2 protein-coding genes are annotated in these 656 nt (G+C 38.4%); one reads left to right on the forward strand and one right to left on the reverse strand.

Features of this window, described 5'->3' with window-relative positions; all coding sequences use genetic code 11:
• Positions 1-209, forward strand: a 209-nt coding sequence (locus ACJ5GX_RS07295) for a hypothetical protein (protein ID WP_495292857.1), incomplete at its 5' end; no start/stop codon positions are given.
• Positions 210-221: 12 nt separating this feature from the next.
• On the opposite strand, the gene ACJ5GX_RS07300 is transcribed toward ACJ5GX_RS07295, so the two are convergent.
• Complete coding sequence (locus tag ACJ5GX_RS07300) at positions 222-575, reverse strand: hypothetical protein (RefSeq protein WP_495292858.1); 354 nt, start codon at positions 573-575, stop codon at positions 222-224.
• Between the last annotated feature and the right edge of the window lie 81 nt (positions 576-656).

A 656-nucleotide genomic window follows, 5' to 3' on the forward strand; every position in this document is an offset into this window, starting at 1 on the left:
GATCGGAAAAGCGGTTTATCCAGGATTATGAAAGAAAGGAAATTAAGAAGCTCCTTAAAACAAAAGATTCTTTTGATATTTTAATCAGCCATGACAAAGACGACAGCAGCCAAAGAGGCTATGGAATGGCAGAAATCAGAGAAGTGCTGGATCGATCTGTAATACTAATGCAGCTGCTAATAGTATGTACCAGGTATTCCAATTTTTAAGTTTTTTGTTCATCAGTTTTTCTGTGCAGATAAAAAGTTTAAAAATAAACGTGCCGCCCCAACATTTCCCGCAGGCAGCTGTCTGAAAAATGCCAACGGGGTATAAATAAAATTACCTTTCCCATATTTAGCATATAAAGTAGATCCCTGCAGAGGTTCTTCACCTGTATCATGCATTTCAAAAAGCGGTTCATACGCTGCATCCCATTGAGCGGGGAAATAGGCGCCACGTTCCTGTATCCAGTCTTTAAAATCATCCGCCGTAATTTTGTTCGGAAAGTTCAGTAATTTATGATTGGGATTTAAAAATTTTACCGCAGCATTTTCTTCGGTAACCCGCTTATTGGCAATGCTGAAACTATACATTCCCAATTGATCGATCCAGCAACTAATATATTTGCACCTGCTTTTATTATATCAGCTGCGTTAGAAAAGTTAACTCCACCA

Source organism: Wolbachia endosymbiont of Tuta absoluta (genome assembly GCF_059414725.1).